The sequence below is a fragment of the Sphingobium rhizovicinum genome (assembly GCF_042647625.1).
Taxonomy (GTDB): domain Bacteria; phylum Pseudomonadota; class Alphaproteobacteria; order Sphingomonadales; family Sphingomonadaceae; genus Sphingobium; species Sphingobium rhizovicinum.
Window position 1 is genome coordinate 1354476 of record NZ_JBHRVU010000004.1, and the last position, 16379, is coordinate 1370854.

The window sequence follows — 16379 nt, forward strand, 5'->3', positions numbered from 1 at the left end:
GATCAATGCCGCTATGGCGGGAAAATCTCCAATAATAAAATCAATGTTTACCACAAGGTTCCTTGTGTGAGTATCGCTTTATCCTGCGATCATCGCTTGTTAGACCAGCGTGTGGGAAAATGGTCGAACACAGCCTTGCCGACAGCAACCGGCATCATGATCGCGCGGACCCATGCGCCGATCCTGATCGGCATTGCGATCTTTGCGCTGCCGGCGCTGATCATCGTTCATAATCAGTCCTGGTCGACGTCGCAGGGCGCTCATGGACCGATCGTGCTATTGTCTGGCCTCTGGCTGCTCGCGCGCGAATGGCGGGTCGCGCCGCCCGCACGGCCGGGCAATCTGGGATGGGCCGTCGCGGCGTTGTCGCTGTCGCTGATGCTCTATATATTCGGGATGATCATCGGCATTGCCTGGCTGATCTGGATGGGGGGCGGGATCAGTCTGATCCTGATATTATATGCCCTGACCGGCGGAGAGCGGGTGCGCGCCCTGTGGTTCCCGTTGCTATATCTGTTGTGTGCGGTGGCGCCGCCCGCGCGATTGACCGCCCCGTTGACCGATTTTCTGACGGGCTGGCTGTCGGGCCTTTCGGTCGATCTTTTATGGATGGCCGGCTATGATGTCGCACGCAGCGGGGTGGACCTGTATATCGATCAATATGAGTTGCGGATGGCCGATGCCTGTGCCGGACTGAATTCGCTGTTCAGCCTGTTTGCGATCGGCATGTTCTACATCTATCTGCGCCACCGCGCCGATTGGCGCTATGCGGTGCTGCTGGCGCTGATCGTTCCGCCTATTGCGATCATAGCCAATCTGGCGCGCGTCCTGATCCTGTTGCTGATCACCCATTATATGGGCGATGCGGTGGCGCAGGGCTTTGTGCATGAAACCACGGGCATGCTGATGTTCCTTGTCGCGCTGGCGGTGCTGATCGGTGTGGATGCGGCCATGACGCCGATCCGCAAGCGATGGATGCGGCCATGAACGGCGTGGCAGGGCAGAAGGCCGGATGGAACCGGCGAGAATGGCTGCTGGGCGGGATGCTGATCGGTGCGGCTGGCGCTGCCTTCGCGCTGCGGCCCCGTGCCGCCGCGCAGGCGATCGCGCCAGGGACGCTTGCGCATATCATCCCGCAGACGATCGGCCGCTATCATTATCTCAGCGCAAGTGGGCTTGTCGTTCCGCCACAGAGCGTGCTGCGCGAAGTGACCTATGCGGATGTGCTGACGCGGGCTTACGGCGCGCCGGGTGAGCGGGCCGTGATGCTGCTGATCGCCAGTGGATCGGCGCAGGATGCCGGGCTGGCGGTGCATCGACCGGAGGAATGTTATCCGGCGGTCGGCTTTGACCTGTCGCCGATCCGCACTGTTCCGCTGAGCGGACCCGTGCCGGCCGGCAGTCGCGCCTGTTTCCTGACGGCGCGCCGGGACGACCGGACGGAGCATGTCTATTTCTGGGTGCGTGTGGGGGATGGCTTTCCGGTGTCGCCGGTCGATCAGCGACTGGCTGTCATCCGGGCCAATCTGGCGGGTGATTTGCCGCTGGGAGTGCTGGCGCGCTTCTCCGTGATTGGCGGTGACGCAGACGAGGCGCTGGCGATGGCGGAACAATTTAACGCGGCTTTGCTGCAAGGCGTGGGGGCTTCAGGGCGGGAGATGCTGCTTGGGCATGGGTAGGCAATGGCACTGGCTGGCGCTGGCGGCGTCGCTGGGCGGGTGCAGCGACGAAGCGCCGCAGGGGCAGGTGATCGCGCGCGTCAACGGCATGGACATTACGCGCCGCGAACTCATGACCGAAGTGCGGGCGCAGGGAAATGTGGCGACGCGCGATGTGGCGGCCGTGCAGGGGCTGTTGGTCCAGAGGCTGATCGACCGCAAGTTGCTGGCCGCGGAGGCGCGAAAGGCGCTGGTCGACCGTTCCCCTGATTATCAGGCCGAACGGCGACGGATGGAGGAGATATTGCTGGCGAACCAGATGGCGACTCGTCTGAGCGGCCAGATTGCAGAGCCAGGTCCAGCCTCCATCGATCGCTACATCGCCAATAACCCACATATGTTTGCGCAGCGGGAGAGCCTGCTGGTCGACCAGCTCGATTTCGACCCCCGTGCTGCGGAGGCGGTGCCGGGACTTGGCCGCATGCCCACGATCGATGCCATGGCAAAGGCGCTGAGCGCCGCCGGGATGATGGCGCATCGTCACGAGGTGATGCTCGACAGCCGGGCGGCGACGGCGGAGGGCGCGCGGTTGTTGCACGAATGGCGTGTGGGTGACGTCATGCTTGTGCGTGGCGGCGCCCAGGCCCTGATTGCGCGCCGCTCCTCCAGCAGCGACAGGGAAGAACAGCGTCGCGCCGCCCGAATGGCGCTCATGCAACAGGCGCAGGCCGATATGGTGGAGGCTTTGGCGATCCGACTGCGGCGCGATGCGACCATCGGCTATCAGCCCGGCTTTGCTCCCGCGGTGAAACCCTGACCTGTCATTGCGCCGTGGCCAGTTGCCGGCGAACCTTCTGCCGGCGCTGACCAATCTGACTGAGCTTGAAGACCTGCGCCTGAAGCCAGTGTAGCGGCCATGTCAGACAGCTGTACAGCAGGGCATGGACGACGATGGCCGTGCAGAGGATGGCGACGAACAGGAACGGCGTTTCGACCCTGGGCATGCCGGCCAACATGCTGGGGTACAGGATCAACAGCACCCAGCCATGCAGCAGCAGGATTGGCAGGGATGCCTGACCAAAGAAGCGGGCTGTGCGGCCGATCAGCAGCGGCGCGCTTATCTTCGCCGCCCAGAGCAGAAAGATGATGAACAGCAATTGCTGCGGCACATAGACGAAGATTGATCCATATTGGCCGACCATCGGCTGCGAGATGAAATGCAGATCGCACGTCAGGCAAGGGCCGATGCGGAAAATGCCATGGCGGTTTATCATCGCCAGCAAAAGGGTGAGCGCCAGCGCGAGCATGGCCGCCCAGCCCGGTATTTTCCGGGCATCCGGCAATTTCATCCCGATCAGGAAAAACAGCGTGGCGGTTAGCCAGTTGCGCCATTCGAAAATATTGTCGGGCGCGCCCAGTTTTTTGCCGATCCAGATCGCCAGGACGGAAACGCCGACGATGAGAAGGAAGACCGGCTTCGATCGCAGAAAGGCATAGGCAAATAGCCGCGCGATCGCGAGCACGATGAAGAACCAACCGACGAAGCTGCTATATCCCGTGCCCAGCAGCAAAGGCTCGAACAAGGCGCGTGCGGCTTCCCCATTGGATGCATAGCCGACCCCGATGAGCAGGATCAGGAAGCCGATGACATGCGAAATCATGGCGAAAAGGAACAGCGCCACCGACAGATGCAGTACGCTGGAAGGGCCTTTCTTTCCCAAGGCAGGGGCAGCCATGCCATTGAGGAGGAAGAAGGCGGATACATTGGGAGCCAGCAGCTTGAGCTGGATCAGCGAATACCATGCCTGATCGCCCATATAGCTGGCCACGCCGATCATGGCATGCAGGTAGAAAACCGCGATCAGCAAATAGCCGCGCGCAACCTCCTGCACGTCGCCAGGAGTCTTTGTCTGTGGCTTGAACAACAGATCATAGGCGCGCGAGTTGCGCAGAAAACCGATCACTTGTTGCATGATTGCAGATCCATCATGCCACCGCCCCACTGCCAATATGTTTCATGAAGTTGGGCCGAGAAATCATTCGTCCACAACATGTGAAGAGCCATCGGTGAAATCCTGTCGACAGCGTGCCCGTCCTGCATCGATTCCGCAAGGAGCAGCGGGACTAACCGGGCCGCAGCGCGTTTGGCCAGATAGGGGCGCAGATGATGCCCGCTCCAGCGTTCGGCGACGGGGGTCCAGCCCAAACGGGCAATTTCTTCGCCACGATAGAGGATGCGAGCGCTTTCCGGCCGATGGGTGGTGAGCTGATTTTCTGCGGCCTCTATGCCATCGGCGATGTCGATGGCCATGTCTGGCGGTGCGATCGCTGGCAGGGGCTGCGCCCTGAAGCTGCAATAGTGTGCGCCCAGCCCCTCGATCGCGCCGCGCGCATAACAATATTCGCGCAGAATATTGTCCATGCGCTGTCGCGCGCGGGCCAGCCCCATGCCTTCCAGCAGGCTCAGCAGGCGCGGCCCCATCGCGATGACGGGCCGGTCGATCAGGCCGGTGCGGCGCAGGACGCCATAGCGGATCTTTGCCCCACGCCCTTTTCGCCGCAACTGGCGCGCAGCCTTGAGCGCGGCGCCCATGTCCGGGTGTTTGAGCGCCATCAGGGCGTCAGATCGACCCTCCTCCTTGGTGCGGCGCAGGATGCTGCGGGGCGAGGTGGTCAGATATTCATAGTGCCAGCCGAGCGCGTCTGGCGCATAATGAAACGCGACACCCGCCTTCATCAGACGCACGCCCAGCTCCAGATCTTCGCGGGCATGAGCAAATTGCGGGTCAAGGCCGCCAACCGCCTCCCATATTCTTTTCGGCAGCGACAGATTGCCTGTCAGCAGATCGGAGTAGACGAAGCGATGTCCCGGACTGCCCAGTTCATTGAAATGGGCGTTCCACCAGCGCCGCATGAGGACGCGGAAGTGGCTGCCCGATCCATGGGGCTGGGGCGGGTAGGGGCCAAGCACCGCACGGCCCGTTCCGTCCTGATGCGCTTGCGCATGGGCGGCGACAAGGCCGGCCGTGGGAATGACATCATCGTCCAGAAACAGCAGCAAGTCGGTGCTGGCCTGGGCCACGCCGGCATTGCGCGCGCGGGACGGGCCAACGCCGGGCTGTTCGATCAGGCGGATGGGGAAGGGCGCCTGATAGGCGGCGACCATCGCCTGCGTGCCATCGCGGCAATTGTCTGCAACGATAATGACTTCAAACGGCGGCGTGCCTGCCTGCTGGGCGGCGAGGGCGTCAAGCAGGCTGCGCAGAAGATCCCGGCGGTTATGCGATGGAATGATGATGCTGATCATGATCAGGCCCGCTTCCTCTGCGCAGCGGCCACGCGGCGCGCGCGTAGATAACGGCCCGGTCCGGCAATGGCTCCTCTGGTCTGGGTCCATGCAATGTTGAAGGGCATGGTGCGGTTTTGTTGCTGTCGCAAGGACCGCGCCAGCGACGGGATCTGATGCCGCAGCCAGGTCAATCCCCGCACCAGCGCCTTGGGGTTGTGTTCAAAGAAAAGGGATTTTGTCAGGATCGCGAAGAAGGCGCATTCATAGCCATAAATCTGGCGCTGCAATTCCTCCATCGACCGGCGATGGCGATGCCAGTTCAGCGCCTGCGGATCATAGGCGATGCGGTAGCCGGCCGCCAGAATGCGGCGGCAATAATCGGTGTCGCCACCGGCGCAGGACAGGGTGCCGGCGTCCAGCGCTTCGTCGAACAGGCCGATGATGTCGACCGCCGATCGCCGAATCGCCAGATTGACGCCGGCCGCCGCGTGCCAGGCGTCGAACGGATTGGTCGTCATCGCATCATAGGTGAAGCGCTTGAAACCGCGGCTGAAGCCACCCACGCGCTGGAACGCGACCTGCGCTGGCGCATCCAGTTCCAGCGCCATGGTCAGCCCGCCGGCGGCAAGCACCATCGGATCTTCGAAATTGCGCAGGAGATTTTGCAGCCAGAGCCGGTCGGGCATCGCATCATCATCAATGAAGGCAATGATCGGGCTGCTGGTGTTGGCAATGGCGGTGTTGCGCGCGACATCCAGGCCGGGCCGGGGTTCGCATATATAACGCACATCGGGATAGCGGGCGACGAGCAGGCGCGTGCCGTCTGTCGACGGAGCATTGTCGATCACCAATATGGCCGGCGCATCGGGCATGGCGTGCAACCCGTCGAGGCAGCGTTCCAGATCCTCCGTCCGGTCGCGGGTGCAGATGACGACCGTTGCGTCGGGCAGGGTCGCCGGCGCCGGATCAAAATGGGGCAGCCCCATTTGTCGTTCGAGCCAGCGCTCCCAGAAAGAGGAGCCGGCGGCACACAAGAGGCGGTCGCGCAGCGGCGCATCTTTGTTGCCCGCTTCCCGCCAGAGGATCGCCTGACCACAGGGCACATTGTCGATCCGTAGCAGGACCAGAGCGCCATCCTGACCGTCCTTCAGATCCAGTTGATCGGGCAGGTGATCAATATCATAGTCGAGGACCGCGAGCGCCATCAGCTTTGCACATGCCAGTGGATGGGCGGATTGAGCGCGCCCTTTGACGGACCGATGCCTGTTACCTTCAGCGGATAGACTTCCGCATGATAATCATAGACGGTCTGCCAGTCGGATGAGAAAAGCCCGATGGTCAGATGATAATTGCCCGGCGCCAGATCGAGCCGATCCATCTTCAGCTGGACCCATCCCTCGGGCGAGAGTGAGATATTGGCGATCTGGCTGTGGGTTTCGTAACGGCAGACATCGTCATCGCCATAGATGCCGATAAGCGCGATCGGATTGCGAACCCGCGTCAGCCGTTCATAGCCGAAGACGATCTGGAGCGCGCTGCCGCTGGGCAGCGTGTCGATGGCGTGGCCCTGACCATCCTGCAACTGCACCGACTGGATCTTCATGTCGGCCGATCCGTAGCGGTTGACGCCATGGACCAGTCCGGGATCGGTCGGGATCGGCGCGGGCGGTGGGACATGCTCGGTCGCCGCGACCTTGGCATCAATGGTCGAAGAGTAGAGCGCCAGTGTTTCCTTGAGCGGTCCATAGGCGACCATATGGCCGTCCTTCAGGAACAGCGCATCGTCGCATAATTCTTCAATCTGCGAGATGTCGTGCGACACCAGAAAGATGGTGCAGCCCGATTGCCGGATCGCTTCGACACGATCGAAGCATTTCTGCTGAAATGCCTTATCGCCCACCGCCAGCACTTCGTCGATCAGCAGCACTTCCGGGCGGGTATGGACGGCGACCGCGAAGGCCAGACGCATCTTCATGCCCGAAGAATAGGTGCGGACCGGCGCGTTGATATGTTCTTCCAGTTCGGCAAAGCCGACGATCGCGTCGAATTGCTCGCTGATTTCCGATCGGAGCATGCCGGCGATGACGCCCAGCAGATAGACATTTTCGCGGCCGGTCAGATCCTCTGTCAGGCCCGCGCCGATGTCGAGCAGTGCGCCGATCCGGCCATGGACGGTAATGCTGCCTTCGTCAGGCTTTCCGACGCCGCCGATCAGGCGCAGCAGGGTGGATTTGCCCGCGCCGTTGAGGCCGATGACGCCCACCGCCCGGCCGCGCGGCACGGCAAAGCTGATGTTGCGCAGGCCCCAATAGGCTTCCGGCTTCTTGGATTTGTGGCCCGAGAGGAGAAAACCCTTCAGCGTGGTCGGGCGGCCGCCGTCGCGGCTGCGATACATTTTGCCCACATTGCTGACGACGATGGCGCCCTGTCTCATAGTTCGTCCACGAAACGCGCGCTGACCCGGTTGAAGAACCAGGCGGCGAAAAGAAGGACCGGCACGGCGAGCGCCAGAATGCGAAGATAGTTCAACGGATCGGGCCAGACATGATCCAGGAAGATCGCGCGATAGCCCTCCAGCACCCAGGCCATCGGGTTCCACAGGGTCAGGAAGGCAAAATCATGGTCCGCCTGCAACGGCCGATAGAAGACCGGGGTGATGTAGAAGCCCAGCATCACGGCGATGCCGACCAGATGTTCGATGTCCCGAAAATAGACATGGATCGCCGCAATCAACGTCGCGAAGGCAAGCGTCAGCAGAAACTGTACCAGGATGACGGCGGGCAGGGCCAACATGCTGATGCCGGGCGGTCCGACCTGGATCCAGGAACAAATCAGCAGCAGCGGCAGGGCGAGCATGAAATGCACGCCATTGCTGATGATCGTCAGCATCGGGAGCAGATGAACCGGAAAGCCGGGCCGCCGCACCATTTCCCGATTGCCGGTCACGGACAGGGCGGACGAAGTGAGCGAGGAACTGAACCATGCCCAGGACAGGACGCCCGCGAACACGAAGGTCGTGTAGTTGGGAATTTCCAACGGGATGACCGAGGTGAAGACGGTCGCGAAGATCAGCAACTGGCTGAGCGGTTTCATGAGCGACCAGCCCAGGCCGATGGCCGATCGCTGGTAGCGAATTTTGAGATCGCGACTCACCAGTTCGATCAGCAGATCGCGCCAGTGCAGGAAATTATAGGACCGGGTCGTCACTTGGCGGAACTCCCGTTCCCTGTAATCGGCATGCGTCCGGCCCGGCCGGATCGCCAAATCTGTGCCATTGCCAATCTCAAGCCCCCCGAGATCATGGAATAGTCGCAGCGCTTCTTTTCCTCGGGCTTGTTATCGCACCGCACAAAAAAGCTAAAGCAGGAATTTCTTTATCTGTTATGTGTTGAACGAAGGTTAGCGACTTGATTTTTTGGGTGCTCCACCAAAAGAATCCTGTCCGTAACAATTAGCGGGGGAAGAGCACCGGCATGCCGGATATCTCGATCATCATTCCAGCCTATAATAATGCGATCACGATCGGCGATACGTTGCAGAGTGTGGCGGCGCAGGGCTTTCGGGAATGGGAGGCCATTATCATCGATGATGGTTCGTCTGATCGTACCGCGGAAATTGCGCGCTTCAGGGCCAATGCGGATCCGCGTTTTCGGTTGATTTCTCAGGAAAATGCCGGCGCATCCGCCGCACGCAACAGCGGTATCGCGGCGGCGAAGGGCGAATGGGTGATCTTTCTGGACGCCGACGACCGGCTGGCGCCCGATCATCTGGAACGGCTGCTTGCCGCGGCGCGAAGAGTGCCGGATGCCGGCGTCCTGCATGGCGGCTGGCGGCGCTTCAGGCAGGGGGAACTATGGTGGACGCCGCATCCGGCGGCGGCGCTTGCGCCATCGCCCTTCGCCGTGGCGGCACGCAGTTGTCCCTTTGCGATACATAGCGCCATGACGCGGCGCCAATATATTGTGGATGCCGGCGCTTTCGATCCGTCGCTGCGGGTGTGCGAGGACTGGGATCTCTGGCAGCGCATCGCCCGGATGGGCGTGAAATTCGCGTCGGTGGCCGATGTCTGGGCGGACGTGCATGTGCGTCCGCAATCCCTGTCGAGCGATTCGGCCCGTCTGCTGGAACATGGCCTGACGGTGATCCGGCGGGGGCATGGACCTGACCCGCGTGTTGCCGCAACGCCGGACCATATGGCTGGAGAAGCCGAAGAGAAACTGCCGGACGCTCTGTGGGCGCTTGCCCTATGGGCTGTCGGCGCCGCGATTGGCCGGGGAGGCGATCCCCTGCCGTTGCTGGAAAGCGTGGGCGCGCCGCTCCCCGCCGTCATCGACATTGCCACGGCCGTCGACATATTGGAGGACGGGCTGGTGGTCGGTGGTTGCCTGGGCGACGCGCCATGGCCCCGGCTATGGCAGACGGTTGGCGGTGGCGTCGCCATTCTGGGGAATTGGCTCGATCGCCACTCGCCATCCGGTGCGTTAGGGCGACGCATCGTCCATCATCTGGAAAGCCGGATCATGGCCGGCCTGCCGTGCGACGTGACCGCTACGATCGGATCGGTCCATCAACAGGTTATCGATCTGTCGCGCGGCGTTCCTGACCTGATCCTGCCTGGCGTCAGCCGGCTGCGCTGCATCATTTTGCTGGGCGGGGAGGAATTGGTCCGGTTCGAACGGCGGATATTCGGCGCGATAACCGGCCGGGCGCTGGCCGACGAAATGCGCCTGCTGGTCGATTCTGCCGATCTGCGGCGATCGGTGGCGGCAGAACGGTTGCGGCGCGGGCCGCTGCAATATTGGCAGGCCGCGCAGGGGCGTTCGGTCCGATCGTATATGCGGCTCTGGCAGGCGCACAGGGCGCAACAGTCGATCGACCAGAAAGGGGCGCCTCCCATGTCGTTGCCCTATGCTTCGGTCCCCGACCTCATCTTTGATGGCGCACGCGGACGCCCCATCAAGGAGCAGGGGCCGACAGCAGTGGCGCGCATCATTGCGGAGGCGAAGGCAGATGCGACGCGGCGAGAGGCTGCGGCGACCCAAGACCTGTCCGAAGCGCCCCGCACTGGCCCGGATGAAGGGGAAGAGGTCGACTATACCCAGCAATCCTATTGGGAAGGGATTTTCTCCAGCAAGGATCCGTGGGATTATCGCAACAATTATGAAGCGCTGAAATATGACCAGACGATCGATCTGATCGCTGGCCGGCATTTTGACGATGTGCTGGAAATCGCCTGCGCGGAAGGGGAATTTACCCGCAGGCTGGCTCCTCTGGCGACCCGCATATTGGCGACCGACATCGCACCGTCCGCCGTGGAGCGCGCCGCCGAGAAACTGAGCGATCTGCCGAACATCCGTTGTCAGCAACTTGACCTGCTGACCGATCAGCCGCCGGGCCAATACGACCTGATCGTATGCAGCGAAGTGCTCTATTATCTGGATGACGCCGACACGCTGGCGCGCTTTGCCGAGCGGGTCAGCGCGCATTTGAAGCCGGGCGGATGGTTTGTCACCGCCCACGCCAATCTGTTGGTCGATGAACCGGACGCCACCGGCTTTGGGTGGCCGCATCATTTCGGGGCGAAGGGGATTGGCGCAGGCTTCGCCGCGGCGCCCGGCCTGCGCATGGCCGCTGAGTTCTGGACCCCGCTCTATCGCATCCAGCGCTTCGAGAAATCCGATGAGGCCGGTCCTATCGACCATATCATCGGGGATACCGCGCATCCTTTGCCGTCTCGCGTGGCGGAGCAGGTATGGTGGCGCGCGGCAAAAAATGTCGGCGGAAGCGATCGCTGGCATGATTTCCCGATCCTGATGTATCATCGGATCGCGGAGGACGGCCCTGCTGCGTTGGCGCAATGGCGCACGACGCCGGCGGCTTTCGAGACGCAACTGGCCTGGTTGCGGGACAATGGCTGGCGCGGCCTTTCGTTCGATCGCATGGCGGAGGCGTTGCAGCAGGGGCATGCCCTGCCTGAAAAGACGCTGTTGCTAAGTTTTGACGATGCGACCCGCGACTTCATGGAGCATGCGCTGCCGCTGCTGCATCGTTATGGCTTTCCCGCGACGCTGTTCGTGCCGACGGCGAAGGTGGGGCAGGTGGCCGACTGGGACAGCGGCTATGGCGACCCTGCGCCCTTGCTGAACTGGGAGGAGTTGGAGGCGCTGAGATATTGCGACGTGACGATCGGATCGCATGGCGCGACCCATGTCCCGCTGACCATATTGTCTTCAGAGCAGTTGGTGCGCGAACTCGCCGGATCAAAGGCCATGCTGGAGGAACGGATCGGGGGGCCGGTGCGGGCGATCGCCTATCCTTTTGGCGATTATGACCCGATGATCCGGGAAATGGCCCGGCAATGCGGCTATGAATTTGGCTTCACCTGCTTTGACGGCCTGGTGGACGACAAGGCCGATACGTTGGTCTTGCGCAGGCAGGAAGTGAAGGGGGGGATCAGTCTGGAGGCTTTTGCCGCCCTGCTGGGCGGATCGACGTCGACCGGGGACGGATAGGGGATAGTTCGACTGCGGCAATATCCGGTGATATTGCCGCAATGTCGACGATGGTCAGATGAACTGGCTTCCCACCGGCAATGAAAAGGGATCGGCGCTGGCAGGCGCGGCATCGGCTGAGGGGGTGGAGCCCTTGATGAAGCGGTATCTGAGCTGTTCGATCACCGTTGTCGGCGCCACTGAAAACAGCATTTCCGCCGCGATGCCGGGCGATCGGCGCGCTATCAGGGCGATCAGGCGCGGCAGTTGGGCAAATCTGCGCTGATGGATGGCGCGGCGGACGATCCAGCGGCCATAGCGGGCAAGCCCGGCATGAGACAGAGCCTTCTTGTCGGGATGACGGGCATCCATTTCATCGATCACCAGCAGCCAGGATTGCAGCATGCGGGCCAGATTGCTGGACATATTGTCAGGCAACTGGCGATAGCCGATCTGATAGTCATCGACCACGCCGAAGGCATAATGTTCAGCCACGCGGCAATAGAAGAGAATGTCTTCGCAACCCTGCGCATTCTTGTCGCGCAGGGATGGATCGAAACCGTCCGCAGCCTCCAGAGCAGCGCGCGTCACAAGCACGGCGCTGCCGTTGCCGATGAAATTATAGGTCAATAATATGTCGAACACCTGCCCGGCATGCGGCGTGTCGTCCCAGCGGTAAATGACGCGGTCCTGACCATCGATCATCACATAACGGCTGTAGACGAGGCCGACCGGCTTTTCCGGATCGAGCAAGATGGCGAGTTGCCGCTCGGTTTTGTCCCGGGTCCACAGGTCGTCTGCGTCGACAAAGGCGATATAGTCGGATTTCGCCTGTTTCCAGCCGGTGTTGCGGGCGCGGGCAACGCCGCCATTGGGTTGCCGGATCAGGCGGATGCGCGGATCGCGCGCGGCAAATTGTTCGACAATGGCCGGGCCATTGTCGCTTGAGCCATCGTCGACCACAAGAATTTCGAGATTTTCATGGGTTTGCGCCTGGACGCTTTCCAATGTCCGCGCGATCCATTGCGCCGCATTATAGGCGGGGATGACGACGCTGACCAATGTTTCGTTTGTGTTCATGTCGACTATGGCCTGAATGTCGGTAACATGTTGCATCATCCTGACTAGTGCGGGTGTGAAGCAATAGGATAAACGATAGGGCGCTTCTCCGCATGGTTACAAGTCGAAAGGGAGAGGGCCGCGTCATTGTGTCCATTTTCTGCACATTCGTCTTGGAGAAGTCATGACCATCGCATTGCTAGCCGCCGCTGCCGTCACAATGGCTACGCCTGCAACTGCGCAGAAAATCGTGGAGACCGCGCCGCCCGGTGCGATGATCCGTCTGGCGCCGGGCAAATATGACCGCCTGCAAATCAAGCGGAAGCTCTGGAAGCGTCCCATTACCATTGATGCGACGGATGCGACGCTGACGCTGAGCATGGTTCAGTCGGGCGGCGTGGTTGTACGGGGCGGCACATTTGCCGGCGCCCTGGGGACGGGCGGGGAGGGGTATGCCATACAGCTTCGGCAGAGCCATCATGTCATCTTCAATGGCCCCAACATCCAGTCGTCCATCCGGGGGCTGGTGATCGACCGATCCACCGACATTCGGGTGACACGCGCCACGATCACGGGCATGCGGATCGACGGCATCAACATCGCGGCCTCCCAACGCATCACGATTACGGACAGCAGTTGTTCGAACTTCGATTCGGGCGAGGCGCATCCCGACTGCATCCAGATGTGGTCCCGCCCCGACCGGGGCATCACCCAGGACGTCACCCTGCTCCGCAACCGCTCCATCGGCAAGATGCAGGGCTTCACCGGCTTCAACCATGTTCGCAACGGTGTGAATGACGGGGGGTTTGATCGCATCACAATCAAGGACAGCTTCGTCGCGAGCGACAAATGGCCCAGGGGCATTTTCCTGGGCGACTGCCGCAATTGCGTTGTATCCGGCAATCGGGCCGAAACCCTGACCGGGGCCAGGTGGATGGAGACGATCGAGGTTCAGAACTGCACGGCCTGCGACGTCAAAGATAATGAGAATGGCCGACGGCCCGATGGCCCCGGGCGCCCTCTACCGCCCGTTCGAAACCGCCAACCCGGATAATCTTGGCCCCAGCACCTGCATAGTGTCGGCAACCAGCCGGTCGCGGCCGCGCCGATTGAGGTGGCAGGTGTCGCGCCGATAGCTGTCATCATAGGCGGATACGAGCGGGCCGGTCAGGAAGCGCGGCGATCCATGGGTGAAGCGGGTCATGGCGGCGTCTATGTCCGGCCCGTTGTTGCGCCGATGCATGCAGCGCGTGCTGCGGTATAGCAGCCATGGGGTTGCGCGATCGATAAGGCCGGTCTGATCCAGCCGGTCGATCAGCGCCTTTTGCTGATTGACATAAAGGTTGGGGTCGATCAGCGTATTGGCGTCGGTCTCACCCTGAATCCAGAGCACATAGTCCGGGCGATAGCCCTTCTGTCTGGCCTGCCGAAGCTGATCCGACAATCGCTTGAGGTAGCCGGACCGATCGTCCAGCCAGTCGCCCAGTTGCACGCCGCCTACGGCGCCGTTGATGAACAGCACCGGCCTGCCGCTTTGCCGATGGATGGCGTTGCCAAGGGCGGGCCAGAGGCTGTCGCCGTCGCCCGTCGTCCCCAGGACAGGGCTTTTCAGCCCGTAGCAGCGCCCGTTGAAGATCATGTAGCTTTGGTCATTGGGCACCGCTGAGGGCGGCCTGTCATAGGAATTGGCGGCGTTGGACTGGCCGCCTGTCACGATGATGATCGGATTGTCGTTTGGGCAAGTCCGCTCTTCATAAGCTGCGACATTGGTGTTGAATGTCGTCACCCAGAATTTGGGCAGCCCCAGCCGTTCGCGTATTTCCCGCTTGGCGTCGTTCAACAGATAGGCATTGCCGAGAAAAGGACCGGCAATCGCAACGATCAGTGCAAGAGCCGCGACGGCCAGACCAAGCCAGATTATCTTGCGCATATCAATAGCCTGTGGCGCCGTGGAAATGGCGAAGGGACATAGTCATCTGCGACCCGCTGACGGCTGGAAGCCATAGCCCGGCGTGTCTTCCGCCTGTTTGCGCCGGTAGGCCAAGGCAACCACGATCGCCAGAACCATGAAGATCAGGGACGCATTGTCTTCCTGCGACAGGGCAATCTGGCAGACCATCCATGCGCACAAGGTGACGCCGGCGGCAAGGGCATATCCGCCCTCTTCGCTGTTGCTGCTCATGCCGAGGCGGAAGCCCTGAACCGCCGCCGTGGCGATCATCCCGACATAGCAGGCAAAACCGATCACGCCGTAATCCATCAGGAGGGTGATGACATAGCTGTCGAGCGAAATGTCTCCCTGCGGATTGGTCCAGCCAAGCGCCTGCGGCGCCTGACCAACGCCATAGCCGTTCAGCGGTCGTTGCATGATCTTGGGGATCGCCAGCAACATCTGCTCCCGGCGGCCCTGGTCGCTCGCAGCCTGGGTGCCGCCGCCGAGCACCGAAATGCGGAGTCGATCGACGGTAAGGACGGCGACGACGATTGCGCAGAAGATTGCCGGATAGGCGGCGAGGACGGCGGTGGGCAGCAGCGTGTTGCCGCCCCGGGTCCGCGCGCGCAGCGCCCATGCCCCGATGAACAACGTATGCGTCACCAGCATGCCGACCAGACCGATGCGCGCCTGGGTCAGTTCGACGGCAAACAGCAATGTTATGTCCGCGGCCAGGCAGATGCCCTTGAGAACCAGATTCCGTCCGAACAGGATATAGTAAAGGAAGAAGGGCGTGGTCAGCGCCATCCATTCGGCAAAGGACAGGGAAACGATGAATGGGCCGGTCACGCGATACTGGCCGTCGCGGAAGTGCGGGGTGAGGTTGCGCGCGATCAGTTCGGTGTCGCTGATGGAGAGGAAGGACGGAATATGGTCCATCCACAAAAGCGCCTCATTCTTATATTCCGCAAAGGCGATGCATGCGAGGAATATCCCCATGGTGCGTAAGGTCGCCGCCCATGTCATGATCGTCCCCGGCCGCGAGAAGATATAGGCCGCCATGAGCAGGACCGACGTCCAGCCCAACTGATCCTTCACGAAGAAGCTGATTGCCGAGCGATAGTCGTGCGCCATGGCGAGCGACGCCATCTGGATGATCAGGAAGGCGCCGAAGAATTTGAAGAACAGGGGGGATGCCCGGAAAATCCCGCCCAGTTCGGCGCGAAAGTCTCGGGATACCGACACGCTGATCGTCAGCATCAAGACCGCCAGCGCCAGAAAGGCGCGCCGTATTTCGATCAGCGGAAAGCCCGGAATATCGATCGCGATATAATAGGGCCAGATCGTGACCGCCACGAAATAGGCGAAAAACATCTGTTGCATGAAGCGTGTCGGCGGCGTTGCGCCTTCCGGCAGCAGCCAGATGATCAGCGCGGCGAGCAGGGCGATCGGAATCGCAAAGAGCGACATGCGCGCCGTCGGCATCATCGCAATGGCGAGGCCGACACCCGATGCGATGCCCACCAGCATCAGCAGAAGCAATATGGTCTTCCAACGCCCGAAGTCGGGACGACGGTAGCCCATATATGGGACTGAATTTCTTCTGCGCTGGCTGTGCAATTCGGGCAGAGCCATTTGGGATTGAGATGCCACTGGCCCTCCGAAAGCCGACCGGCGGATAGGCCGCATGTGCTGATGTCCTACATAGTAGCCAAGTCGACGCGATGACAGCAACAGATTATGTCGGCTTTTGCCGTTCTGCGGCCATGCAAACGGATGATGTTGCGTCAAACTGGTGCAGTTGAACGCTGGATTTTAGAGCTGCTTGCCTTGACCCGCCATATTTGATTAGACGTCTTCATGGGCATGAATGGAGCTGCATCGTGGCTCGGCGACCTGCGGGGTGAGAAGAGAATGATTGTTCACACCCTCTGTTGGGCGGTCGCGGG

The 16379-nt window shown here is 61.5% G+C and carries 13 protein-coding genes; 5 read left to right on the forward strand and 8 right to left on the reverse strand.

Features of this window, described 5'->3' with window-relative positions; all coding sequences use genetic code 11:
* Positions 1–156: 156 nt before the first annotated feature.
* Genes xrt through ACFOKF_RS07990 form a run of 3 tightly spaced genes read left to right on the forward strand, consistent with a single transcriptional unit; the run spans position 157 to position 2475 of the window.
* Positions 157–987: an exosortase gene (gene xrt, locus ACFOKF_RS07980; protein WP_380794728.1), complete on the forward strand. Its 831-nt coding sequence runs from the start codon at positions 157–159 to the stop codon at positions 985–987.
* Positions 984–1679, forward strand: a complete 696-nt coding sequence (locus tag ACFOKF_RS07985) for an exosortase C-terminal domain/associated protein EpsI (protein WP_380794731.1) — start codon at positions 984–986, stop codon at positions 1677–1679. Before xrt ends, ACFOKF_RS07985 begins: the two co-directional genes overlap by 4 nt.
* The gene (locus ACFOKF_RS07990) at positions 1672–2475 is read left to right on the forward strand and encodes a hypothetical protein (protein WP_380794734.1); all 804 of its coding nucleotides are present in this window, start codon (positions 1672–1674) and stop codon (positions 2473–2475) included. The genes ACFOKF_RS07985 and ACFOKF_RS07990 overlap by 8 nt, the downstream gene beginning before the upstream one ends.
* Before the next feature lie 4 nt (positions 2476–2479).
* Here the strand turns inward: ACFOKF_RS07990 and ACFOKF_RS07995 are convergent, their stop codons facing one another.
* From ACFOKF_RS07995 to ACFOKF_RS08015, 5 genes are read right to left on the reverse strand one after another with little or no spacing between them, the layout of a single operon-like run.
* Positions 2480–3631, reverse strand: a complete 1152-nt coding sequence (locus ACFOKF_RS07995) for a hypothetical protein (protein WP_380794736.1) — start codon at positions 3629–3631, stop codon at positions 2480–2482.
* Positions 3619–4965, reverse strand: coding sequence for a glycosyltransferase family 2 protein (locus tag ACFOKF_RS08000; protein ID WP_380794739.1), 1347 nt, complete (start codon positions 4963–4965; stop codon positions 3619–3621). Before ACFOKF_RS08000 ends, ACFOKF_RS07995 begins: the two co-directional genes overlap by 13 nt.
* A gap of 2 nt (positions 4966–4967) precedes the next feature.
* A complete protein-coding gene (locus ACFOKF_RS08005; protein ID WP_380794741.1) occupies positions 4968–6152 on the reverse strand; it encodes a glycosyltransferase family 2 protein in 1185 nt (394 codons plus the stop codon).
* A complete protein-coding gene (locus tag ACFOKF_RS08010) occupies positions 6152–7381 on the reverse strand; it encodes an ABC transporter ATP-binding protein (RefSeq protein ID WP_380794744.1) in 1230 nt (409 codons plus the stop codon). Before ACFOKF_RS08010 ends, ACFOKF_RS08005 begins: the two co-directional genes overlap by 1 nt.
* Entirely contained in the window at positions 7378–8154 is a 777-nt protein-coding gene (locus ACFOKF_RS08015; protein WP_380794746.1) for an ABC transporter permease, read from the reverse strand. The genes ACFOKF_RS08010 and ACFOKF_RS08015 overlap by 4 nt, the downstream gene beginning before the upstream one ends.
* A gap of 266 nt (positions 8155–8420) precedes the next feature.
* Here ACFOKF_RS08015 and ACFOKF_RS08020 point away from each other — a divergent pair, with 266 nt between their 5' ends.
* The gene (locus ACFOKF_RS08020; protein WP_380794749.1) at positions 8421–11459 is read left to right on the forward strand and encodes a glycosyltransferase; all 3039 of its coding nucleotides are present in this window, start codon (positions 8421–8423) and stop codon (positions 11457–11459) included.
* Positions 11460–11513: 54 nt separating this feature from the next.
* Here ACFOKF_RS08020 and ACFOKF_RS08025 read toward each other — a convergent pair whose 3' ends face one another.
* Positions 11514–12518: a glycosyltransferase family 2 protein gene (locus tag ACFOKF_RS08025; protein WP_380794751.1), complete on the reverse strand. Its 1005-nt coding sequence runs from the start codon at positions 12516–12518 to the stop codon at positions 11514–11516.
* 163 nt (positions 12519–12681) lie between these two features.
* On the opposite strand from ACFOKF_RS08025, the gene ACFOKF_RS08030 reads away from it, so the two are divergent.
* A complete protein-coding gene (locus ACFOKF_RS08030; RefSeq protein WP_380794754.1) occupies positions 12682–13551 on the forward strand; it encodes a hypothetical protein in 870 nt (289 codons plus the stop codon).
* Here the strand turns inward: ACFOKF_RS08030 and ACFOKF_RS08035 are convergent.
* Both ACFOKF_RS08035 and ACFOKF_RS08040 read right to left on the reverse strand, forming a co-directional pair.
* On the reverse strand, positions 13519–14427 hold the full coding sequence (locus ACFOKF_RS08035; RefSeq protein WP_380794756.1) for a sialate O-acetylesterase: 909 nt from the start codon (positions 14425–14427) through the stop codon (positions 13519–13521). The two genes, ACFOKF_RS08030 and ACFOKF_RS08035, sit on opposite strands and share 33 nt — an antisense overlap.
* A gap of 42 nt (positions 14428–14469) precedes the next feature.
* The gene (locus ACFOKF_RS08040; RefSeq protein ID WP_380794758.1) at positions 14470–16014 is read right to left on the reverse strand and encodes an O-antigen ligase family protein; all 1545 of its coding nucleotides are present in this window, start codon (positions 16012–16014) and stop codon (positions 14470–14472) included.
* Positions 16015–16379: the final 365 nt, after the last annotated feature.